Raw genomic sequence first — 23084 nt, forward strand, 5'->3', positions numbered from 1 at the left:
AGTATCGTGTCGGCAAGGCCGCCAGCGATCACACAGGCGATTTCGCATGTTAATCAGTCTGCAGATCAGCAATGTCGACGCCCTGCCCGCAGGCGTGTCGCCCGGCTACAGATCGCGTAGTCGCAGCTTCAAAATCGGGCGCGAACATTGCGACTGGATCTTGCCCGACCCCGACAAGTTCATTTCCGGCCGGCATTGCCAGATCCGATACGAGGAAGGCGCGTTTTGGCTGCACGACATTTCGCGCAATGGCACTTTCATCAATGGATCGAGCCAACGCATCACCGGTCCGCGCCGGCTAGACCACGGCGACAGGCTCCTGATCGGCCGCTACGTCATCTTTGTATCGATTGACGAAGAGGACGCAACGCCAAGTCATCCGGAGGCCGACCGAGGTTCGACGCAACGACACATGCCGGCGGCGGCCGATCGGCTGCTTGATTCCGGACGCGAGCCTTTCTTCAGTTCGTCAGAGCGATGGGTCGGGCAAGCCCCGCCATCGACATCGTCGCTGCCTGCGACCTTCCCGACAAAAGACGAGGTGCTGCGGGAAATTGCAATTGCCGCAGGCATTTCGCCGGAATTGTTGCAATTGCGTGATCCGCATGAAGTCGCTGCCGAAATCGGCGCGGTGCTTCGGATGGTGGTTGAGCAACTGGCCATGCTGCTGAAGGCACGTGCGGCTGCAAAGACATTGGCCAAGAGCCCGCACCGAACGATGATAAGCTCGGCTGAAAACAATCCCCTCAAATTTGTCCCGGGCACCGACGACATACTCGAAATCATGTTCGCACGGCGCAGGGCCGGCTATCTCGATGCCAGGCACAGCGTCCAAGACGCATTCCGCGATCTCAAGGCGCACGAATTTGCCACCTATGCCGCCATGCAAGCAGCGCTCTCGCGACTGCTTGACGACCTTTCGCCGGAAGCGATCGGCAAAAAGATCCCGCCGACATCGTTTACCTCGAAGAAGGCCCAAGCATGGGACGCTTTTGTCGGGACGTGGCGGAGCATGGAGGAAGCACACGAAAACGGCATGCTGGATATATTCTTGGCCTATTTTAGCGAGGCGTATGCCAAAGCTGACAAGCACAAATAGACCGCCGCAAAAGACTGCGCCGCCTCAGCTGACGAAGAAAAGCGCGTCGGCGCACCGCATCATGTTCCAATCGACAACATCTGAGATTACGATCACATACGACAGTTCGCCAGGCGGGTAAGCCTGATTGACCTGGGGGTCTGCGGCAGATGTCATATTGCGGCGCCATAGTTTCTTGTAGTTCCGGACCGCGGCCGTGCCAGTATGATCCTTGCCTGCGCTATCGGGCGGCATATCAGCGATGAGCTCGAAGGACGATCCTTTCGGCCCGGTCGGCAAGACCGTCATCCGCACCAATCCACGGCGCGGGCAGAACGCCAAACCAACCGCAAACGAACCGATTGCCAAGACTGTCGGGCCCTTGGATGTCAAGAAATCGACAGTTTTCGATCCTGACATAGGTCGGCATATGCCGCCGGACTGGACATCCGGAACCATTCTTTATCAGGGAGCATCACCCCGTGCAGCGGCCAGAGCCGAGGCAGCTGGGTCAAGGCCAATCATTCAGCAGGAGGTGCTGCTCGGCGCCGCAGACACGGTCAAATATTCGACGGCAAATCCGATCCTCGCTGCCTCAGCACCATTGCTCGTCCTGTTCGGGCATCTCAGGCTCGTGCCGGTCGATAGACAGGCGCCGCCATTGGCCGAACATATCGCCGATGCGATCGAGAGGTTCGACTGGACGCTGGAGAAGTCAGGCGTTCCCGAAGAAGATGCGCGGATCGCCAAGTTTGCCCTTTGCGAAACCGCCGACGATCTTGTTGGCAACCTCCCCTGGGCCGGCAAGGACACCTGGGCACAGCACGGTATGTTGTCGCGGTTCTTTCACGTCGAAGCCACTGGCGCCGGCTTTTACGAAGCGCTGAACAAGGTGCTGGCCAATCCGGAGCCACACTTAGACCTGCTGGAGCTGATGCATGTCTGCCTGTCCCTGGGATTCGAGGGCCAGTATCGGGGCCTGGCGCGCGAGGATACCAGTCTCGAACGTGTGCGGCGCGACGTCTACGAGACGCTTCGCTACTTCAGGGCCCGCGCCGGAGAGGACATCTCCCCCCGCTGGCAAGGCATGGCCGCGACGATGATGCCGTCTTCGGCCCGCCTGCCGCTCTGGGGTGTTGCCGCAGCGGCGTCAGCTCTGCTGACGGCCGCGTTCTTCACCTTGCGGGCGTTCATGACCGATGAAGGCGATGCTGCAGCCAGGCAATTGCTGGCGCTCAATCCCTCGACGCCTGTGACGATCGAGCGCGCCAGTGTGGCACCACTTGCCGAACCGGTGACAGTCGCCTCGCCTGCCGCAACCGAGCAGATCGACCGCATCCGCTCGGCCCTGGCCACGCAAGTCGAGCGAGGCGGGATGACCATCGGTACAAAAGGCGACTTCATCGTAGTGGAGATCAACAATCTATTGTTGTTTCAGCCGGGCAAGACCGAAGTGAAGCCCGAGTTTCTGCCACTGGCCGCACAGATTGCCGCAGCCCTTGAGCACGAGCCAGGGCCAATCAGGATCGTTGGCCACACCGACAATGTGAAACCACGGAAATCAAGCACGTTCAAATCGAACTTTGACCTTTCGGTTGCCCGCGCGAAGGCTGTTGAGACGATGATCGCCGCGAAACTTAACGATCCCTCGCGAGTAACCGCCGACGGCAAGGGCGAAGATGAACCAATTGCCGACAATGCGACGTCCGAGGGCCGCGCCAAGAACCGCCGTGTCGACGTGATGATCCCGAAGGAGGAAACGCTGTGAACACCGCCGGTCGGAAACGCACATGATGCGTTGGCTGCCGCGGATATTCAGCACGGCCGCGTTGGCCGGTTTTGCGGCGGCGGTCTGGTTTGCTGGACCTTTGATCCGCTTCGCCGATATCCGGCCGCTGGGACCTGTCTGGTTACGCGCGACAATCATCGGCACGATCGTGGCGTCCGTGGCCATCGTTTACGGGGTGCGCGTCTGGCAGGTGAGAAAGGCGCAAAAAGCGCTCGAGACCGTTGTTGCCCGCGACGATGGGGGCAATGACGATTCACCGGTGCTCGAGGGGCGCATGAGTGAGGCCATCGCAGCACTCAAGCGGTCGAGCGGCAAGCGCAATTTCCTTTACGACATTCCCTGGTACATCGTCATTGGCCCGCCGGGCGCCGGCAAGACGACGGCACTGGTCAATTCGGGTCTGAATTTTCCGCTTGCCGGCTCAGGAGACGCCCAGCCGGTGGCCGGTATTGGCGGCACCCGCTCCTGCGACTGGTGGTTCACTGAAGGGGCTGTGCTGATCGACACGGCGGGACGCTACACCACGCAGGATTCCAGTGCTGGAAGCGACAGCAAGAGCTGGCTGGCGTTTTTGTCATTGCTCAAGAAATACCGCATCAGACAACCGATCAACGGGGTCATCCTGGCCATCAGTCTTGCCGATCTTATCAGCCTCGATGACCAGCAGCTCGACGCCCATGTCGTTGAAATACGCAGTCGCCTGAGGGAGATCCACGAGACGCTGAAAATCCAGTTTCCGGTGTACCTGCTTTTCACCAAGGCCGATCTTGTTTCCGGCTTCATGGAATATTTCGGCAATTTCGAGGAGCCGCGCAGGCGCAAGGTCTGGGGCGCGACATTCCAGACCACAGACCGCAACAAGAACATGGCCGGTGAGGCTCCGGCCGAATTCGATGCACTGGCGAACCGCTTGGCGGACGAGATGCCTGACCGCCTGCAGGAAGAGCCTGATCCGGTCTCGCGCATATCGATCTTTGGCTTTCCGGCCCAGTTTTACGCACTCAAGGGCCGAATTGCCGGCTTCGTGACCAGCCTGTTCGATCCGGTCCGCAGCCAGGTGAACGTCAGCTTGCGTGGGCTCTACTTCTCGTCGGGGACCCAAGAAGGAACGCCGATCGATCAGATGTTGGGCGCAATCGGCCGCAGTTTCGGCAACAATTCCCGCCCCCACCTGTCCGGGACCGGCAAGAGCTTCTTTTTGCACGATCTCCTGACTGATGTCATTTTCGCTGAATCCGGATGGGTTTCCTATGACCGAGCGACCGAAAGGCGGGCAGCGGCCCTCAGATATGGCGGCTTCGGCATCATAGCCTTGATCACTGCAGCGGCCCTTGGCGCGCTCGCGATAAGCTTCATGGCCAACCGCTCGCTGATCGCCTCCACGACCCAAGCGATGAGCCAATATCGCGAGACAGCGGACGCCCTGCTCAAAAGCACGACGGTCACCGATGTCGACCTTGAAAACGTCATCGGGCCGCTCGACCAGTTGCGCAACATGCCGGCCGGTTTCGAAAGGAGTGACTTACCGACACGCATGGAGGAAACGGTCGGCCTTAGCCAGCGGGAAAGGCTTCTTTCGGCATCGACAACGGCCTACCGGCAAGCACTGGAACGAATGTTGCGGTCGCGTCTGCTTATTCAGGCGGAGCGGACCGTACAGGCGACGATGGCCGAGCCCGCCGCGCTTTACGAACCGCTCAAGATTTACCTGATGCTCGGCGGCAAGGCACCCAAGGTCGATGACGCATTGATCATCTCCTGGATGAAGCAGGATTGGGAACAAAACCGGTATCCAGGCGAGAGCAACCGGGAAGGACGCGCGCAGCTCGAAAAGCACTTACGCGCCATGCTTGCGCTGGACGATGCCTATGATCCGGTTTTCGAACTCAACCAGCCGCTTGTGGAAGCCGCCCAGCGTTCGCTCGGGCGTATGAGCCTAGCCGACCGTGCGTCCGCATTGATCAAGTCGGCGCTGTACGCGGCTGCGTTGGACGATTTTTCTATTTCGCAAAAAGGCGGGCCGGAAGCGCAGCTTGTGTTCGAGCGCGTCGATGGCGGCGATCTGTCGAAGCTGCGTGTTACCGGTCTCTACACCCATGCCGGATTCAACAACTTTTATCTCGGACAGCTTTCGCGCATTGCGCAGACACTCGTCGACGACCAGTGGGTACTGGGCGGTGGCGGCGAGCAAGGCGGCATCGATCAGGAGTTGCTCAAGCTCGGCCCCGAACTTCTCGATCGCTACGGCAAGGCGTTCGCAGCCGCGTGGAACAGCGTTCTCGATGCTTTGAAATTCAAAGCCATGCTGAACGACAAGCCGCACTATGTCGCGCTTTCCGCCGTTTCCTCACCAAACTCGCCGATCGAACAGCTCTTTACCGCGATTGCCGACGAAACTGCCCTGGCGCGCGACCCTGTCTCCGACGAAAACTCGGGCGCTGGAATGCAAGCCGGCACCGTCATGCGCCAGCCCCAGGAAGCCGCAGACATGGCCAGGGGCCTGGCTCGTATCGGCATTCAAATTAGCTCCGCCAAATCGCAAAGCCGTGCCGGTACGGGGTCTGCAAAATTTCGAAGCCAGAACCCTGGGGCAAACGTCGAAGCGCAGTTCAGATCCTTCCAGGCTCTGGTAAGCGGTCCTTCTGAACGCCGACCGATCGATGCGCTGACCCAGAATTTCCGCGACATCCACCAGAGCCTGCAACTGGCAACCGAGGTCCCTTCGCAGACCGAACGTGTCAACGCCAACCTGCAGCTGCAGATAGCCACCCTTCGCGCCAATGCATCGCGCCTGCCCAAGCAACTCGGCAGGATGGTCAACGCAACTGCAGATGAATTTGAGGGCAACGCGGCTGAAATTTCGTTGACGAATTTGAACGAGATGCTCGACCAGGCTGTCACGCGGCCCTGCGAGGAGGCGGTCAACGGCCGCTACCCCTTTGGAGGCGATGGCACCCAGGATATTGCGATGGCGGACTTCGCCAAGTTGTTCTCTCCGGGCGGCCTGATGGACCGGTTCTTCGCACAAAACCTTGCTTCCTTGATCGACATGAGCGGCCAGGACTGGACCTGGAAACAGAATGCGCGCTTTGGGCGCGACCTGTCGAAGTCGACGCTGAAAAACTTTCAGCTGGCTGCGGAAATCCGCAACGCCTTTTTCCCCTCGGGCGGATCAATGCCCTCGGTCGACCTGACCTTTACCCCGTTCTCGCTGAATGGCGATGCGGACGCTGCGGTGCTCGACGTCGATGGCCAGATCGTCCAGAGCAACCAGGCGGGTAGCACGCCAAGCACGGTGTCCTGGCCGAACGGCGCGGCCTCGGCGTCCGCCAGTCTGAGACTGATGCCGGAAATGCTGGGCCGCGAATCCGTTATCAGCTTCGAAGGGCCGTGGTCGCTCAAGCGGTTGCTGGACAAGGCGACGACCACCAGCAAAGACGGCACTGTTGAGGCGCGCTTCGTGGTCGGCGGACGCGACGTCGCCTATACGATCCAGACCGGTTCCGGCCCCAGCCCTTTCTTCCTTCCGGCGCTTTCCGCATTCAGCTGTCCGAAGGCGTTTTGAGATGGATTGAGCCTCGCGTGGGCAAGTAAGATCGCGAAATCTAGTCTAGTGGATCAGAGGTTTGTCTTGCGTCAATGAGCGGCATCAGCCAACGCCTGGTTGGTCTGCATGTCCAAACCGTCGCCTTGTCAAACGATGTCTTCCCGATCCGGGGCAAGCAACCGCCGCGGCCGGAGCCGACGAGCAGCGTTCGTCCAAGGAACAGTAGTTCAGAACGGGCGTGTGGCTGCCGGCGCTAGCTGATGTACTATTTGGCGGACAACGGATTCCCATAAATCTCGAGCACTGCTGCAACTTTGTCGAAGATGCTCGATAAGGATCGGGTTTGCTTTGGCAGAAGCTGAAGTCAGCTCTCTCAATCAGCTCTCTCAAAGAGAGCGAGGCAGATCTCGCTGGAATCGTGTCGCGATTGGTAGGCCAATCCATCCGGCTGATCCCGATTCGCCCACAGCGCATCAGACCAAATGCCGCAAGGCTCATAGGGGCCGGTCGAAATCGCATTGTTCGTGCCCATGGCGCGCTGGAACACTTAGGCACCGGCACGTTGTGACAGACCGGGAGATCGCAGCATGCGCAGTTGACCAGGGGAGCGCCGTCGCGCCCTCAAATTATCTCTCGAGCTCTTTCTCGTGGTGACCTGGCCACAAGGGTCACGCACTCAAAGCTAGATTTCGATATTTTAATATTGGAGCCTGTGGCAAAGTGGCGCCAGCGAGCGCCTGACAGTGCGCTGCAGAGGACGCTTCGAAAAGCGCTTGGTGGCAAGTTGAGCGATGTCGCCCTTTCCTTTGAAAGCTTCGGCGTGAGCCACAATGGCTGCGTCCGTGAGCACAATGAAGACAACTATCTGGTCGAGCCACGAACCGGCCTGTGGGTGGTGGCCGACGGAATGGGTGGGCATGAAGCCGGAGAGGTCGCTTCGGCCAGCATTGTCGATCATCTGGCCACTATCGGCATTGCGAGTTCCGCCCCGGATCTTCGTGCGCGCTTCGAGGACAGGCTGAGCCGCGCCAACGCCGAAATCCGCAGGATCTCCGAATCCCGCGGCATAACCATCGGCTCCACCGTTGCCGCTTTGTTGGCGATGGATGGGCGATTTGCCTGCCTGTGGGCGGGCGACAGCCGGATCTATCTGATCCGCAACGCCTCGATCTCGCAGATATCGAAGGACCACACCGAAGTTCAGGAACTTCTCGACCGCGGCATGATCAGCGCAGCCGAGGCGCTCACCTGGCCGCGCCGCAATGTCATCACGCATGCGGTAGGCGTCAGCGACGAAATCGTCATCGATTTCCAGCAAGGCGAAATCATGCCGGGAGACATCTTTGTGTTGTGCACCGATGGGCTGACCGCGCATTTGACCGACGCCGAAATCGGCGCCGCGGTCGTGTCTGCGACACCTCAGGCGGCCTGTGAGGCTCTGCTGAAAACGGTGCTGGAGCGAGGCGGGACAGACAATGTCACGATTGTGCTGGTAAAATTCGCAAACAGAAGCAATGGACACCCCGCCAACCCTGATCTGTCCAGAGCGGAGGGTCGAGGCTGATGAGCGCCGACGACAAGACGCGAATATCGCCGCAGCTGGCCAACACCGCCGTGGGCACGCAGCTCAGCGGCATCTACGAACTTGACGAGCGGATCGCATTCGGCGGCATGGGCGAGGTCTACCGCGGCCACAACATCCAGACTGGCGACCATGTCGCGATCAAGATCGTCTTGCCCGAATTTGCCCGCGACCCGACGATCTTGTCCTTGTTCCGCAAGGAAGCGTCGATCCTCAATCACCTCTCGCATGATGCGGTCGTGAGATATCACGTCTTCACGATCGATCCAGGGATCGGTCGTCCCTACCTTGCGATGGAATTCGTCGACGGCGAGTCGCTATACGACGTCATGCGACATGGCCCAATGCCGACTGAGCAGGTGCGCAAGCTCTGCCATCGGCTCACGTCGGGTCTGAGCGCCGTGCATCAGGCCGGAGCAATTCACCGCGACCTCTCCCCGGACAACATCATCTTGCCTGGAGGTCGGGTGGATCGCGCCAAGATCATCGATTTCGGAATCGCGCGATCAGCGACTGTTGGCGGTGAGACCCTGATCGGCGGAAAGTTCGCGGGAAAGTACAACTACGTTTCCCCCGAACAGCTAGGGCTATACAGCGGCGATGTCAGCGAGCAGTCCGACATCTACAGCCTGGGGCTGGTGCTGGTTGCTGCCCTGCGCGGCAAGCCGATCGACATGAGCGGGTCCCAATTCGAGATCATCGAAAAGCGCCGGACGGTGCCGGACCTGTCCGACATCGACGACGATTTTCGTGACATTGTTGAAGCCATGCTGCAGCCGGATCCGCGAGACCGCCCGGTGAGCATGGCGGAAATCGCCAGGATGACGCGTGACGAGGATGAAGGGACAACGCCGCCGACGTTCATCGCAAACCGCGACAGGCCGGGTTTGCCACGCGCCGGGCAAACCCTTGCGCCCGATCCGAAGGCCTCGTCCCGGCCATCCAATGTCTTGGCCCATGACGCCCCTTTGGCAGGCTCGGGCGGGCAGCGCTTTGTCCCGCATGTCCGGCCAGCGCTGTTGTCCGAACCGCGGGCCTCACCGGTCGCCGCGCCGCCACGTGCGCTCGTTGGCGCCGTTCGCGGAAAATCTACAAAGGGCCGAACCATCGCCGTCTCTGCCTTGGCGACATTGGCTCTCGCCTCAGTTGCCGGCCTTTATTTCAGCGGCTTTACAACGCCCACCGCACCGAGCGCCGGCAAAATCTCGCTTTCCGCGCCAGAGCCAGCACGACCTGCACCACAAGCAATGCCTGTCCCCGGTGCATCAATTCCCGAGGCACAGGCGTCAAAGCCGCTGGCGACGGACAATGATGCGGACGCGCCTGAGCCATCACAGGCAGTTCCAGCCCCAAAGCGGCAAACGGAGGCTACATTAACGCCAGCTGAAAATCAGGCGGAGGCCGCCGCGGCTCGAACGCCCGCGCCGGCAGCGTCGCCCAAGATGCTCACGCAAATGCAGGAACCGTCGAAGCCGTCAGAAAGTGCGGCGCAACCGCCGGCCCAAAACGCAGCGCCGTCAATTCACCCCGATTCGCCCTCGCCGCCTGCCAAGCTTGCTCCAGCCCTCCCGCCGGTCGAAAAGGCTCCGATGGCGCCCGCGGCCCAACCGGACGCCGCGGCGAGCCAAAAGCCTGAACAGCAGGCAAGCCAGCAGGCGCTGGCGACACCGGCCACGCCCTCTCCCGAGCCGGCTGCAGGCCAGGCAGATGCGATGAGTGCAAAGAAGCAGCAGGCCGACCTGCCCCCGCCCAAAGATCAGGCGAGCCGGCCGGCGAAGGCGATACCAGCAGCGCCCGTTCTCGAGCCGCCTGCACGCCAGGCGGATGCGGCGAGGGCAAAGGAGAAGCAGACCGACCTGCCGGCGGCCAGAGAACCAGACAAGGCCACGGTCGCCCTGAACGTGCCCAAGACTGAAGTTGCCCCGGTAATCGACGATATAGCGCAGCGTGTCTCGTGGGTTCGCGACTTCAGCGGCGGCGACTGTTTCTACGCCGCCGTGACCTCGATAACCGATAAGACCGCTGCCATCGAAGGATTTGGAACCGCAGTCCAGCCATTTGAGCAGATGCTGGCTGATTTCCAGGCAAGGTTCCGCGTTGAGCCGGACATCAACGTGCGCCTCATCGAGCCGAGCCAGTGCGAAGTCACCAACTTCCTGCGCTTTCTGGGGCAGACTGCTGGCGAAAAGCCGCAGCTTGTTCTCGATCGAACATCGGTGCCAAACGGTACGCCGATCAGCGGTACGCTGGTTACGCGTGGCGGGCTCATTTCCAGCGTGCTGCTGATTGACCACAAAGGCATGATGTTCAACCTCGATGACCGCATGGTCGTACAATCGGGCAAGGCTACCTTCAGCATCCCGATCGGTCTCGGCGCCGCCGACAGGGCTGCAGGCAAGGCCGTGCCGCAAATCATCATGGTGATCACCGGCCCCCAGGATATCCAGGCGGCTGCCTTCTCCACGCCAATGCCAGCCTCACGGCTGTTGCCCAAAATTCTCGAGGAAATCGAGGCCGACGTGTCCAGGTTCTCGGCCAGTGCCAAGTATTTCCGGCTCGGCGGGTAGTATGGGCGCCCGATGGAACTCCGTAGCTCGGGCTGGCCCCGCTCGTCTTCCGACCTGCCCTTGAAGCAGCGTGGTCGGCTTCGAAGCTTGCTTGCGTCGAGGGGCCACATGAGGCTTGCGGTCGTTTCGGCCGCCGCGTTGCTGGCCGTGCTCTCATGCAACGAAGCGCGCGCCGAATTCACGGTGTGCAATCAGACGCTCGACGTCGTCAACCTCGCCGTCGGCCAGGAGGTCGACAATGTCGACCAGACCGATGGCTGGTGGACCATCGGCGCAAATCAGTGCGTGAACGTCATCCGCGAGGAACTGACGAACCGCTACATCTACCTCTATGCCACTGACGTTTTCGGCGACGCCATCCTGACCGGAACGACCGAAATGTGCATTGAGCGGCGGCGTTTCTCGATACGCGGCATCGACGAATGCTGGCAGCGCGGCCATATTGCCGCGCGATTTGTTGAAGTCGATACGCTTGAACAGGTGCGGTGGACGTTTTTCCTGACCGGAAGCAGTCCGTGACGCACGCTATCGACACAAGCTTCAAGGAGAAGAAGCAAGCACGCGCTGCCCTTCGCCGGCGCACCTTTTGGCGCAGGCTTCTCGCCGGCCTCGCCACGGTTTTCCTGTGTTCGATTGCCGCCGGCTTCTACCTCACCGCCGATTATTGGTCGTTTGGCGACGAAGACGAGGAGCTGCATGCGGTCGAAGGAGCCGACGATGTGCCGGCCGATGCCTCTGTCTATGTGCCTGCCATTATCGGCCTGGCGGGAGACCCGATGTGGATCAACCTTGCACCCGATTCCGGCGCCGCAACGAAGGGCCGCGTTGTTCCGCGTCCGGCCGAACTCGACCATGCCGGGATTTCGCCACAGATCGAGATTTTGTCCGACGTCATGCTTAGCGCCAGCGAGAAATTCATGACGACCATACCGTCGACGCAGGAGGATTTTGCATTCTTCCAGGCGCAACGAAAGACCGTCCCCTCAGCCTCCAGCGATCTGCAGAACAATCTTCAGCCATCTCCTGCCGCTGATGAACCCGCGCCTGCTGCCGATCAACTGGCGGACGCCGATGACCCGGAGGCCGGCTGGGGTGAAACAATCGATTCAGGCGATGCAGCTCTTCCCGCGTTCCAGAAGACCCAGATCGAAAACAACACCAGCGTCGCAACTGTCACGAACGAATATCAGCGGTTCGAGGCAACGGAAGACACGTTCGTGAAGATCCTCAACGATCGCAGTTTGGATAGCGTTGCGCTCGATGCACATTTCTCCGCCGACGGGGCCAAGCAGGCAGGCGAGGCGCTGAAGGCGCTCTTCGGCCGGGACGGCCTGGAGCCGGGCTATGTCGTGGCCATGCGTGGATACCGGCCGAACCGCGAGACGACAACGATGTCCCTCATCCAGGTGTCGATCTACGCCAAGAACGTCTTTGTCGGTACGCTGACGCGCAATGCCGCGGGCGTGTTCGTATCCGGCGTTGATCCTTGGGTACGCGAAGATCTGTTCAACTACTCTGGCGCGCCGGCGGAAGGCGCCCACAAAAGGCAGTATCGTCTGCTCGACGCGATCTACTCGACAGCGGCACGCAATAGCGTTCCGACCGGCGTGATCGGCGAAGCCATCATGTATCTGTCGAGAGGACAGGATCTGGACGCCTTCGCAAGCGAGGACCAGCGTCTTGTGCTGATCTATTCGCAGACGCCGCGCGGCAACGACGAAAGCGCGGGGCGGGTGCTGTATGTTGGTGTTCAGGGCACGACAAAAAGTCTGGACTGTTTCGTCTTCCAGCAGGGCGATGGCCAGCTTGCATGCGTGACAGGCGACGATCAGGTTCGCTCGCTGACGGTCACCAACGGCATGGTCACACCGGTCAACGGGGTCCTGACCTCGACCTTCGGGCCGCGCAAGCATCCAATTCTAGGAACCGTTCGCATCCACAAGGGCGTCGACTGGGCGGCGCCGGTCGGCACGCCGATCGCGGCCGCCTTCGATGGCGAAATCAATTTCCAGGGCGATGGGGGCGGCTACGGCAATCTGGTCAAGATTTCGCACGGAAGCGGGCGCGAGACGCGCTATGCGCATATGCAGAAATTCGCAATCGTGGGCGGCGTCGGCACCAAGGTGAAGGCAGGCGACATCATCGGCTACATCGGCACCACCGGACTTTCGACCGGACCGCACCTGCATTTCGAACTCTACCAGAATGGCGCGGCGATCGACCCGCTGGGCACAGTTACCGCGGTCGCTTCGGATTTTTCCGCCGTGGAAACGCTCACCGACCGCATCGTCCATGTCGAAAGTGGCGGCAGTGCCCGTGCCAAGAACCCGAATTCTTCAGCGACCGGCGCCGGTCAATTCATCACCAAGACCTGGATCCGGATGATGAATACATACCGGCCTGAACTTGCACGCACGCTGTCGACCGCCGACCTGCTTGCCCTGCGTTACGATGCCACCATCTCGCGCGAGATGGTTCGCAATCTGGCGCGAGAGGGCGAAGCCTATCTTCGAGCGCGCGGCCACCAGATCACTGCCGGCCGGCTCTATCTATGCCATTTCCTCGGTATGGAGGGGGCGCATCAGGTGCTGTCGGCGTCGGGTTCGGCGCAACTGAGCGCAGTGCTCGGGTCAGCCGTCATTCAGGCCAATCCCTTTCTCACCGGCAAGACCGCCAGCTATGTGGTGGACTGGGCCGAAAGGAAGATGGGTCGAAAGCTCAGCCCAGCCACCACTGCGGCGAACCAGCAGACGACGACCACGACTGAGGTCCGGCAGACATCGCCCGAGTTCGCAAAGTATAAACAGGTGATCACGGCGATGCTGAGCTCCGTTCAGAACGCGCTTTGAGCCAGGGCACGGCGCGGGCAAGTCGCTGCCGCTTCGGAGACGCAGACCGATTGATTCCCCGGGTTGGCGATTTCCCGACCAAGGCGCTGCACTTCCGCGCCGGTGTGAGTGGTGGGCGGCATGCTGAAGGACTGACAGCGGACATTCAAACGGCTGGCCTACCCGCGGCAATGCGAGTTGTGGTTCGGAAACTGCCGCACAGTTTCCGGCGGCATGCGCCAGCGTTTCGTTACTCGGTCTTTATGCGCATTTCCACACGGCGATTGACAGCATCGTATGGATTGGGGCTGCGCGGATGCGCTTCGCCCAGGCCGATCGGGTTAATGCGGGCAGCCTCGATGCCGCTTGATGTCAGGAAGGACGTCACAGATTGCGCTCGTCGCCGTGAGAGCCGCTCATTGTAGTTTGCCGGACCGGAAGCGTCGGTGTAGCCTTCGACGACGAAGTGGAAACTGCTCAGCCGGTTGTCCTTCAGGGCCTTGGCAAACTCCGCGAGCTCGGCGCGCGCGGTTGCGTCCAGTTCGGCCGAATCGAGCCCGAAATTGATCAGCATGTCGAGGCTGGATTTATCGGCGGGTCCCTCTTTTGCCTTGGTCTTGCTCTTGCACTGCTCCTCGGTGCCGACACAAATTCCACGCGACTTGCCAAGATCGGCCGCGCCGGCAAAAAACTTGACGATGTCTTCTGATTTCTGGACAGGGTCGGCGAAAACATGGGTCGAGAAAACCACGACCGCCAACACCAAGGGTGAACTGGCCCACCGCATAGCGGTTACTCCTGTTGAGCATCCGATATTACCAAGCGTGAATATACCAAATTCCGAAGCAATTGTCTGCGATAAACACCTAGCCCATGGCTGTGTCGATAGGATCGCCGGGCTGCGAGTTGAGACTTGACCCGCGCCGCGCCGGGGGCTTGAGTGCCAACTGGTTCTCGATGAAAGCGTGGCGTCATGGCCAACGGGCTCCGATTCAAAACGGCACGGGATCTTTTCATGGCTTGTCCCGCCGCTGCCAGAGACATGAGAGCCCTTCCAACCGAACAGCGTTCGATCGAGTTTTGCCGCGATCTCCTAGTCGGGCGCGTTCCCGAAGAGGCAATCACCTTTTGTGCCTACCTGCTTCCGGACCGGGCTGCGGTCTGGTGGGCCCATGAATGCCTGCGGCATTTGAGTGAGCTGCTCGATGGAACCGACCAAGAATTGCTCGCACTGGTCCACAACTGGGTCAGCGAACCGGACAGTCCCCACCATCGCGCCTCGCTGGGCCAGGCAGCCGCAGTGCCGCCGACAACCCCGGGCGCCTGGATTGCCCTGGCCGCGGCATGGCGTGACAATGGTGTTGGCGGGGATTTTGGTGCTCCCGGCTCTGTCGTCGGCGCAGCCGCTCCAACGGGCTTGCCGCCGTTTCCTGCCGCCCATGCCGTAAATGCCGGTGTTCTGGCAGGCCTGGCGCGTGTTGCACTCGCGGATCGCTTTGCCGTTCTTTCTGCCTTTGTCGAAATGGGCCTGCAGATGGCCGAGATCGAGGCGCGGCGCCAATCGGCGGATGCTTATTAGACGCGCATTGGCTCCCTCGTCTGGCTTGAGCAGGGGTTTTCGAACCGAAGGTCCAGATCTTACTTGCAGCCGCCTTGCGCCCATTTGGCCAGCGCCACCTTGAAGCGTGTTCCCAGCGGATGTTGCAGGCGCAGCACGGAGACATCATTGGCGGCAAAATTCTTCGCCTGTTCGCATAGCCGATCCTCATCCCACTCATGGCAGCCATTGCAGTGCTTGCCCTGCCACACAGACGTGTCGAGTCCTTCCACCGGACTGAAGAGCGGCTTGCCCATGATCAACTCGGCTATACTCTTTCCGTCGATTGCCGGATCCCCGAAATTGACGGGGTGGTTGAAAAAGATCGGATCGTCGGAGGCCAGCTCAGGGATTTTCTGACGCAGCACATTCAGCGCAAGCTCGGCGTCGTCAGCGCCCGACGGATTTGCGGTGGCGTTGCGCCCATCTGAGCCGCCTTCCGGTTGTTGCGGGGCAGTTGCCTCGCCGACGATCAGCGGCGCGTTGAGATCGACCCTGTGCAAAACGACCTCGGTGGTCAGCGAGACATTGAGCCACGGGCGCTGCTTGCTGGCAGTTGCTTTGAAGACATCGGCGGTGACCATGTTCATCGCGTCGGTGATGGAGACGTTCGTGGCCCCGATATGGGAAAGCAGCGCCGACGTGAACGGGGAATGTTCGCTCGATCCGTCGAAGGCGACCTGATTGGGACTGGTGGAAAATGCGACCAGCGTGCCCGCGCCGCCATTCTCGATCGGAATTTCGGCAAGCCCACTTCTCGCTCCCTTGACGCCGGCGGCCTTTGCCAACACTTCGGCCAGGGGATTGTCGCGACAGGCGTCGAGAAGAATCAGTCTTATGCTGGTCTCGCGCGACATTTGCCGCAAAATGAACTCGACAGGCACCGCCTCGAAATCAAGCGAGGTCTCGTCTTCCAGTGCGGCATCGACCGGAAGCAGGTAGTTGCTGCCCGAAACCTGCAAACCGTGGCCCGCGTAAAAGAAAAGGGCAATGTCGGCGCCACGCACCTGCTTTGCGAACTGCGCAATCGTCGTCTGGGTCTGCAATTTGGTCAGATCGAAACCGGAGACCACTTCAAAGTCCAACTTCTCGAGGCGGTCGGCAACAGCCTGCGCGTCGCGGACCGGGTTGGTCAGGGCCGGCGCATGCTGGTACTGGGAGTTGCCAAGGACCAGAGCAACACGGCGTTCCGCATTGGCCGCCGTCAATGTCAATAGTAGCAAGAGTGTCACCAGCCCGATCGCGCGCAGGGCACTGCCGACAATCAGATCGAAGCCCCACCGCCGGAACAAGAGGTCCTTCCTCAGTTGACGAGCTTGGTGGCGGAAAACTCGATCCGCCGGTTGAGCGCCTTGTTCTTCGGCGTATCGTTGGCCGCAACGGGCCGCTCCTCGCCATACCCGGTTGCCGTGATCTGCGTGCGGGCAATACCCGCAGCAACGATGGCATTGGCAACGGCCTGGGCCCTGCGCTCCGACAGCAGCTTGTTGGCGGCAGGCGACCCATCGGAATCGGTGTAGCCGGAAACCTCTACCTTCAGGCCGGGGCACTTGCCGACTACGCCAACCACCTCCGCCAGCAGCGGACGGCTTTGGTTGTCGAGCCGCGCGCTCGCCGACCGAAAGTAGATGGCCCCGGTGCGGGAGAGCACCGCGAACCGGTTGAGGCACTCCTCGTCGCTGAAGTTCGCTTTCGCGGCATCGGTGGTGACGGGTCCGACGTCGGCAGTACTTGCCGCGACTGTCTGCACGGCCGCGGGCTTGCTGCCGCCGGCGTTGAACACGAAATCGAACGATACCGAAGCGGTCGGAACAATGTTGGTCACATTGGCGGCTTGCTGCAGTTTGTCGACATTCGACAGCAGTCCGAAGTCCTCGACATGCACGGCAACAGGCATCTCTGAAGCGACGGAGACCATGCTGTCGCTGATCATGGTCACGACGACATTGGCCTCGAGATCCTTGTCGACCCCGTGCAGGTTGAGGCGGAATGGCAGCACTGCCTTCAGCCTTCGCTTGGTCGCCAGGTCGGCAAATGCGGCAGGGTCCACTTTTGCGATCAGTTCGGCGGACGGATACTTGAATGTCTCAAAGAAAAGGAACCGCATGCGGACATTGCGAAGGTCGACACCCGTATCGACGGAGTTGAGGTCAAAGGTGATCTTGGCCTCACCCGTCGAAGAAAGAGTGCCGGCTATGTTCCTGATCTTGTTGGTTTCAACGATCGTATTCTTCTTGACCGACTGGTAGGTGAGCACGGAGGCCGTCGGGTCGAGTGTCCAGTTCGTCTGTGCATTCGCGCTTTCCAGCCCAGGCAACAACAGCACCGATAGCGCGACGAGCAAGCCAGGAGTGTTTAGGGCTAACCAGCTTCTCGAGCCCGTTTTCCACCAGTCTTCGACGACTTCGAACATGGATCCCCCTAGGGCAACAGCCTTCCGTGTCGCATTCACGACCATGCCGTGCCAAGGAGAGCATAGAACAATTGTCGAGGCTTGGCGAGCATCGGCCAAGCGGCGGCAACGGGGTAAATTCCGCTCACGGACGAGCTGTCGGGTTGCCTTTGCAGCAGCGACGGACGAGAAATTCGCCGTCATCGAGAGCCACACTCGCTTGGTTGATTTCCTGAGCCGGCCGACACTTGGACGGCGATGGCCATCAAGCCGGATTTGCGACGCAACCTTCCCCGCGAAAAGCTACCTGTTGGTACATGCGCTAGCCGTCGCCGGGGGGTTAACGGAGCAAAATTCAAAATGCGCAGTTAGGCATCGGGGCAGATGTTGAGATAGGAGCGACCTATGCACCCCAGCGTCCCCTCTAACGATACGGCACGCGCCACCCCAACTACGCCGGCCGCGGATGGGCTAGCTCCTGCGTTGGCCCGCAACATTGAGGCTCTCGTCGAGCGGAGAAAGCGAGAGGCGAAAGCAGCTTCTCGTGAGGAAAGGGCCGCCGCCGCAATCAGCAGGTTTGCCGGCAGCATGATCTTCGTCTACATCCATCTTGTTTTCTTTGGCGGCTGGATCGCCTTTAACATTGGTGTCGTTCCGATCGTCCAGGCCTGGGATCCTTCTTTAGTCATCTTAGCTATGTTCGCGTCCGTGGAGGCAATATTTCTCTCCACCTTTGTGCTTATCAATCAGAACCGAATGGTCGCCGAAGATGACGCGCGGGCTGATCTCGATCTCCAGGTCAGCCTGCTGAACGAACACGAGACGACCAAGCTGATCAAGATGGTCGAGGAGATTGCGATGCGTTTAGACGTCCAGACGGAAGCAGACGAGGAATTGAAGGAGCTGAAGCGGGACGTGGCGCCCGAAGCAGTTCTCGACAAGATCGTGGAGGCGGGAGATAAGGCAACTCTCAGCTGAGCTTTAGCGGCTCAGCGGCTACCGAGTTTGACCAACTCCTGCGTGGACGGCTGCCGTCGGCCTTCCTATTGGAGAAATTTGCACCCGAGAACACTTTAGAGAGAACCGTCGCCGCGACGTTGTTGACGATGTCCATGCCCGGGAACAGGCCGGCGACCTTGCAGTCTTCCGGGACCATGCCGATGCCGGCATGCAATACTTGAATACACGATCTGCTCAAGAGCCGCGCGAGCCAGAGGTGGCTGGCGTTATAGAAAATACGAACGCGCGAGCGCGTATCCGACCAATCCCAACATCGAGAGCACATAAAGGACTAGGAGCAACGGAACGGATGGTTGGTGGTCGACGGAGGCGTCAGCTTCTTCCTGTTCCTGGACGAGACTGTGATCCAGCCTGGCTTTCGTGACCACCGAATCGGCCGGACCACTTTTCTCGTCAGTTTTTCTTGAAATCGTCATCGTGATGTCTGCTCGGATCACTTGATCTTCGGGCAGGCCGCTCGAAAGCCATTCAAGAAGATTGTCGCCATCGCTCTTGTCCATGGCGCCAACAATGTTTTCTGCCTCACTTATGTTCCAAATTCCTAATGTACGAATTCGACCAAGGGTTTCGCTCGGCAGGTCAATGTGGAGTAGCCCAAACCAGCATGCAAAAAAACCGCGCTTCCGGGAGAAGGACGCGGGCCGATCGGTGCTACACGATCTGGCAGCAATTTTTATGAGGAGGGACTTGCTGCGTTGAGATGAACCGTCGCGCCGGCCCGGTTGTTCCAGCGAGTGAATAAAAACCCGCCGCACATGAAGTACGGCGGGGCCGATCAAGCGCTGTTGCACCAGGCGGGGGATTCGGGTGGGCGGGCTTGCCAGGTGCGCGCGGATCAAGTCGACATTAGGCGCATGAGTTGTAACGCGTCCACCAACCGGCGGTTGGAACGAAATTCCGCCTCCAGTTTCGATCCGCAACCATTCTCCGGCCCGTTTGGAGGCGATCAGTGTGAATCGGCGTGCGGCGGAAGCGCGTAGCGCCAAGGCCACAACGATCTGATGTCGCAGATCACTCGATGGGCCTTGGCGCGCTCGGATGGCAGCTGCAACGCCACCACGACCGCTTATGGAAACTAGTTGTTGGTGTCACCGGCGCCGTTTTTCTTGACGCTACTGCAGAATTCCGGGTGTGCGTTTGCCGCGATGGCCTTTGCCGCGTTCTTCGTCGCAGGTCATGACGATGGCCGTGCGATCGTCGTCTGTAAGTGCCACGCCTTCACGAACTCATCATCGGACCGCAACGTGCCATGCTGGAGTCGGTGTAAACGGTTGCATCTTTGCCGGATCATCTAGTGCGGACGTTCCTTGGTTCGAGGCCCCGTTCATCGATCTTACGCCAATCGTTTCCGTGGCGCCGCACAAGCTCCCGCGCCTGGGCTGGCGATATGTCTTGCGTTTCGACGATGTGGTTCACTTCCGTCTCCTCGCCTTTCAGGGGACGCGAACGAGGGCTCCTTGGCCGTCTGGCCGTTGGGTTTTTTGCATCTCGTCTGGGCATGAATGGACCTCTCCTGGTGCAGAATAAACGGTCCGGCGCGGCGAAGGTTTCCCCACGCTACGCGTTGAGCAGTTTCACCGATCGCCTCATCGGCTTTCCCCTGCGGCTCTACTATACGTTCTGGTGTTCTTGGACCCAAATGAGCTGCACCGCGTTGTTTGCGGGCAGTGCTGTGCTTCGCAATCTGATGGAAAAATCCCACGCCCCTGCTGCACCGCAGCCAGCTCCTGGTGCCGATGCGCGCTTTCCGTACGATCGCGCGGCGGTTGAGCGGTTTCGACAGACATTCCCGCGCGCCAGGTGGAGCGACGAGCGCAGAAGCTGGTTCGTGCCGGGAAAGACTGCAGCGCGGCGCATCCAGCGCTGGCTTGCGCAAGAGGCGGATCTACGAGTAGCACATGATGACAGCCAGGGACGGGATGCCTTCGCTTTCGATCCCCTGTCGAGCCGGTCTGCAAGCCGTTCCATGGGCGAGCTGGGACGACGAACTGCGGGCCTGGAGGCTTGGAGGCGTGGAGGTGGTGTCCCTTGGCTGCCACACAGCGGAATTGCCGCCCCGTACTTCGTTCACATGGTTCCATTAATTAGATTTAGCTAAAACATTAACAGCCAGTCGAGCAGCCCCCGAAAGCTCGCTGGTCAGGCCCAGCGGCCTAACCCCCTAACCAAGCTGCTGGGCCGCCCCCAAAGGCCGAGCGCGAAGTCGGCCGGGTCCCGCCGAGATCAACGGCCCCCTCGACGCAGCGGTGTGAGACGGGAGTTCCCGCCTGTCCTGATCCTATCGCGCGCATTGGGTTTGTGGACCGGATAATCGCCTGCGCCTTAGTCAACTAGCTACCCACAGAGGCAGTGCGACGGAAATCCCGTACGGAACCAGCGCAACCACCAGCGCAACCCAAAAGCCTGGATCCGCCAATGCGACCAGTTCACTGCGAAGCTGTTCGATCGCGTGATTCCACAGGGTGAGTGGGCTCAGCCCTCAGCCGCTGCTCCCGGAGGCTCGCGGTCTTTGCGTCTCGTGCCGTGCGCTCGACGTCGATCAGCGCCCGTGCGGCATCTGACGTGCGCTGCTCTCTGTCGTGTCTTTGCTTCTCGGTGGCCAAGCGGCGCTCTCCTATGCTGGGTCCGATCTGGGCGAATAGTGCTACTGATCGAACCATCGTCGCAGGCGGGTTGTTCCACCCAAGACAACAAAAAGCCCGCCGACCGAAGCCGACGGGCCAAGTCTGACCGACAGGTGATCACAATTTGCTGTCTGGCCGGAGTACAAAGCACAGCATGCGAAAGGGCCGAAAGTTCCGCAGATGCTAATATACAACAGGTTCGGGGCTAGCCCGGAGTTCCGGTGGGAGACCCGAACCGTGGAACCTTTCAAAAGCGCATGACTTTTGCCTTCTTATTGAAGGAGATGCGAAATGAGCCTTGACATAGGAAAGGTCGCCATAGCGTTGCTTGGCCTGCTTGCCTACAACAACAGAGACAAGATCGGCGAGTTGATCGCTGGCAGGAGATCGAAAGATCCCAACGCTAGCGCTGGCTCCCCCGGCGGCCTCCGCGACATCCTGGACCGTCTTAGAAATGCGGTTGCGGGCGATCAGGTAGATTCTTGGGTAGGAAAAGGATCCAACCGACCCGTTCAGCGCGAACAGGTTGAGAAAGCAATCGACCCGCAAACGTTGGACGATCTGGCCGAGCAAAGCGGATTGTCCTATTGACGAGCTTCTCGACCGGCTCACAACAGAACTCCCAGAGGCAGTGGACAAGCTTACTCCCGACGGCCAGTTGCCAGCGAGCAAAGGTCCAAATCTCCTGGACGAGGTCCCAAGGACTGGTCATACTTAGCGCCACATCGCCACCGACCGGTAAGGTCATCCCGGGTCGCTTTCGCTCGCAACCAGGCGGTTCGGAAATGACTGCGAATGTGGTCGTTAAAGTAGCGGCGTTTTGCGAATCGAGCGGAGGGCATAAGGATCAACGAGCGGAAAAGCCATCGCGTTCCTCGTCTTTGACGGCGGGGCGCAAAGAAGCTCCGGCGGCGCGACCGTCCCTCTATTTCAACGCCGGTGCCCGGCCCGGCCTGAAACCCTTCAGCGCCGCGGCGATGCCATTGTCAGATGCTGGGGATAGTCGAGCACGCCCAGCGTGCCAGGCTCATCGCCGCCACCCCTCGGACCGGCAGGACCTGGTAATCGCCGTCGAACGACGTCGCCTCCCATTGGCGAGAAAATCGTATTCCGGAAAGCAGCCCTTTAGGAAGACCTCCACCTGGTGCAGCGCGGCTTGTGAGCGAGTGACATGGCGCGTGTTTCCGCAGCTGGCGAATGATCATTTGTGAGCGCAAGTCTGCACCTGCATCCATTGGAGCCTGGCGGCTGTCAGGCCTGACAGTTTCTCGAATTCCGGATTGGCGTAGACCACGCGCTCCTCGCCGGCAAGGTCCGAAACGGCTATGGCGATCGGCACCTGGTCGAGGAATTTCTTGAACTGTTCACTTTCGAGTGCTGTTGCAAGGTCAGGTGTATCAAGCAACTGCTCGACCGCCGCAGCCTTCTCTGAATCCGATGTCATTTGCGCGTCTGTTCTGTGCGGATGATATCACAACGAGGCGCGCCTGCCGTCGCCAAAACTGGAGCTGCATTTCGTTTTTTCGTCAGACCGGGATCTGCTCTCCTCCGGTTTCGCCAAAGGCCCGCTGCAATCTTGCATGGGCAGCGGGCCTCGAGGGTCGGCCCGATGCTGAACCAGCGCAAGAATCGGATCATGACCTGGCTATTTGCCAACGCGTGGTCGACACGGTTTGCGCTGAGGAGCAGCTCGATCCCCTGAGCGCACAAGCCGAAGGTCTGGCCGTGATGGTGGTGGCGATTTTTCGAAATGCGCACACACTGACGAGCGCAAATTGCTGAGGCAGTCAGCTCTCATCGCTCAAAGGTGGGACGGAACGCGAGCCAGCCTCGTCCCGGAACGCGTGATGCGGCCAGCTGTTGAATCCTCCCCCGCCTGCCTGAGCGAAGCCCTGAGGACGGTTTCAGCCATTTCCGTCAGAGCCCGGCTCTCTCTGTCGTCTTCGGCGGCGCGTCGATGGGACTGAGAAATTTGGTAGGTCATGAAAGCGCCACCAGATCCCAGGCTCGTGCAACCATCTTCAGTCTGACCTGATCAGCCCCAGCCGCCACCCCCGCCT

At 60.3% G+C, this 23084-nt stretch carries 18 protein-coding genes; 11 read left to right on the forward strand and 7 right to left on the reverse strand.

Annotated features, from left to right (window positions below; all coding sequences use genetic code 11):
- The first annotated feature begins 46 nt into the window (after positions 1-46).
- From tagH to tssM, 3 genes are all read left to right on the forward strand, one after another.
- Complete coding sequence (tagH, locus tag AC0L2P_RS28665; protein WP_473506161.1) at positions 47-1099, forward strand: type VI secretion system-associated FHA domain protein TagH; 1053 nt, start codon at positions 47-49, stop codon at positions 1097-1099.
- A gap of 241 nt (positions 1100-1340) precedes the next feature.
- Entirely contained in the window at positions 1341-2846 is a 1506-nt protein-coding gene (gene tssL, locus AC0L2P_RS28670; protein WP_473506163.1) for a type VI secretion system protein TssL, long form, read from the forward strand.
- Between the two features lie 22 nt (positions 2847-2868).
- A complete protein-coding gene (gene tssM, locus AC0L2P_RS28675; protein WP_473506165.1) occupies positions 2869-6432 on the forward strand; it encodes a type VI secretion system membrane subunit TssM in 3564 nt (1187 codons plus the stop codon).
- Positions 6433-6787: 355 nt separating this feature from the next.
- Here tssM and AC0L2P_RS28680 read toward each other — a convergent pair whose 3' ends face one another.
- Complete coding sequence (locus tag AC0L2P_RS28680; RefSeq protein WP_473506193.1) at positions 6788-6946, reverse strand: RES family NAD+ phosphorylase; 159 nt, start codon at positions 6944-6946, stop codon at positions 6788-6790.
- A 252-nt stretch (positions 6947-7198) separates the two neighbouring features.
- Between AC0L2P_RS28680 and AC0L2P_RS28685 the strand changes: the two genes are divergently transcribed.
- From AC0L2P_RS28685 to AC0L2P_RS28700, 4 genes are all read left to right on the forward strand, one after another.
- Positions 7199-7978 carry a PP2C family protein-serine/threonine phosphatase gene (locus AC0L2P_RS28685; protein ID WP_473506195.1) on the forward strand — a complete coding sequence of 260 codons (780 nt, stop codon included), beginning with the start codon at positions 7199-7201 and terminating at the stop codon, positions 7976-7978.
- Complete coding sequence (locus tag AC0L2P_RS28690) at positions 7978-10563, forward strand: serine/threonine-protein kinase (protein WP_473506167.1); 2586 nt, start codon at positions 7978-7980, stop codon at positions 10561-10563. Before AC0L2P_RS28685 ends, AC0L2P_RS28690 begins: the two co-directional genes overlap by 1 nt.
- 108 nt (positions 10564-10671) lie before the next feature.
- On the forward strand, positions 10672-11082 hold the full coding sequence (locus tag AC0L2P_RS28695) for a DUF1036 domain-containing protein (protein WP_473506169.1): 411 nt from the start codon (positions 10672-10674) through the stop codon (positions 11080-11082).
- A complete protein-coding gene (locus AC0L2P_RS28700) occupies positions 11079-13412 on the forward strand; it encodes a M23 family metallopeptidase (protein WP_473506171.1) in 2334 nt (777 codons plus the stop codon). Before AC0L2P_RS28695 ends, AC0L2P_RS28700 begins: the two co-directional genes overlap by 4 nt.
- 229 nt (positions 13413-13641) lie before the next feature.
- Here the strand turns inward: AC0L2P_RS28700 and AC0L2P_RS28705 are convergent, their stop codons facing one another.
- Positions 13642-14178 carry an OmpA family protein gene (locus AC0L2P_RS28705; RefSeq protein ID WP_473506173.1) on the reverse strand — a complete coding sequence of 179 codons (537 nt, stop codon included), beginning with the start codon at positions 14176-14178 and terminating at the stop codon, positions 13642-13644.
- A 186-nt stretch (positions 14179-14364) separates the two neighbouring features.
- On the opposite strand from AC0L2P_RS28705, the gene AC0L2P_RS28710 reads away from it, so the two are divergent.
- Positions 14365-14970: a DUF6931 family protein gene (locus AC0L2P_RS28710; RefSeq protein ID WP_473506175.1), complete on the forward strand. Its 606-nt coding sequence runs from the start codon at positions 14365-14367 to the stop codon at positions 14968-14970.
- A 59-nt stretch (positions 14971-15029) separates the two neighbouring features.
- On the opposite strand, the gene AC0L2P_RS28715 is transcribed toward AC0L2P_RS28710, so the two are convergent.
- Both AC0L2P_RS28715 and AC0L2P_RS28720 read right to left on the reverse strand, forming a co-directional pair.
- Complete coding sequence (locus AC0L2P_RS28715) at positions 15030-16280, reverse strand: caspase family protein (RefSeq protein ID WP_473506177.1); 1251 nt, start codon at positions 16278-16280, stop codon at positions 15030-15032.
- A gap of 11 nt (positions 16281-16291) precedes the next feature.
- Positions 16292-17584, reverse strand: a complete 1293-nt coding sequence (locus tag AC0L2P_RS28720) for an OmpA family protein (protein WP_473506179.1) — start codon at positions 17582-17584, stop codon at positions 16292-16294.
- A gap of 201 nt (positions 17585-17785) precedes the next feature.
- Here AC0L2P_RS28720 and AC0L2P_RS28725 point away from each other — a divergent pair, with 201 nt between their 5' ends.
- Positions 17786-18358 (forward strand): DUF1003 domain-containing protein, encoded by a 573-nt coding sequence (locus AC0L2P_RS28725; RefSeq protein WP_473506181.1) that lies wholly within the window; start codon positions 17786-17788, stop codon positions 18356-18358.
- Here AC0L2P_RS28725 and AC0L2P_RS28730 read toward each other — a convergent pair.
- Together AC0L2P_RS28730 and AC0L2P_RS28735 are read right to left on the reverse strand one after the other, a co-directional pair.
- The gene (locus AC0L2P_RS28730) at positions 18351-18536 is read right to left on the reverse strand and encodes a hypothetical protein (RefSeq protein ID WP_473506183.1); all 186 of its coding nucleotides are present in this window, start codon (positions 18534-18536) and stop codon (positions 18351-18353) included. The two genes, AC0L2P_RS28725 and AC0L2P_RS28730, sit on opposite strands and share 8 nt — an antisense overlap.
- Before the next feature lie 70 nt (positions 18537-18606).
- Positions 18607-19320, reverse strand: coding sequence for a hypothetical protein (locus AC0L2P_RS28735; protein ID WP_473506185.1), 714 nt, complete (start codon positions 19318-19320; stop codon positions 18607-18609).
- Between the two features lie 1995 nt (positions 19321-21315).
- On the opposite strand from AC0L2P_RS28735, the gene AC0L2P_RS28740 reads away from it, so the two are divergent.
- The gene (locus AC0L2P_RS28740; RefSeq protein WP_473506187.1) at positions 21316-21615 is read left to right on the forward strand and encodes a YidB family protein; all 300 of its coding nucleotides are present in this window, start codon (positions 21316-21318) and stop codon (positions 21613-21615) included.
- Entirely contained in the window at positions 21551-21742 is a 192-nt protein-coding gene (locus AC0L2P_RS28745; protein ID WP_473506189.1) for a YidB family protein, read from the forward strand. The genes AC0L2P_RS28740 and AC0L2P_RS28745 overlap by 65 nt, the downstream gene beginning before the upstream one ends.
- A 483-nt stretch (positions 21743-22225) precedes the next feature.
- Here AC0L2P_RS28745 and AC0L2P_RS28750 read toward each other — a convergent pair whose 3' ends face one another.
- Positions 22226-22468, reverse strand: coding sequence for a PAS domain-containing protein (locus tag AC0L2P_RS28750; protein WP_473506191.1), 243 nt, complete (start codon positions 22466-22468; stop codon positions 22226-22228).
- Positions 22469-23084: the final 616 nt, after the last annotated feature.

The organism is Mesorhizobium sp. WSM4836 (assembly GCF_055811815.1).